Source organism: Streptococcus sp. OH4692_COT-348 (assembly GCF_003859975.1).
In the GTDB taxonomy this organism is placed as follows: domain Bacteria; phylum Bacillota; class Bacilli; order Lactobacillales; family Streptococcaceae; genus Streptococcus.
Genome location: NZ_RQZB01000099.1, coordinates 1 through 201, shown reverse-complemented (window position 1 = coordinate 201; position 201 = coordinate 1). Strand labels below are relative to the sequence as shown.

1 protein-coding gene is annotated in these 201 nt (G+C 42.3%); it reads right to left on the bottom strand.

Features of this window, described 5'->3' with window-relative positions; all coding sequences use genetic code 11:
* The coding region (locus tag EII37_RS11055) for a hypothetical protein (RefSeq protein ID WP_142997546.1) at positions 1-201 on the bottom strand (201 nt) is incomplete at both ends.

Below are 201 nucleotides of genomic sequence, written 5' to 3'. Positions count from 1 at the left end.
TAATCTTACCTGTACCTGGAACTTTACCGTCTGGTAATTCGCTGTTTGGTACTTTACCTTTACCGTCTTCACCGATTGTAACAGTGATTGGGTTACCATCTTTACCTGGGATTTCTACCTTAGTTCCTGGTGGGTATGTTGAGCCATCTGGTTTCTTAGGTGTTACTGTAACGTCACCTGTCTTAGGATCTTGTTCAACAT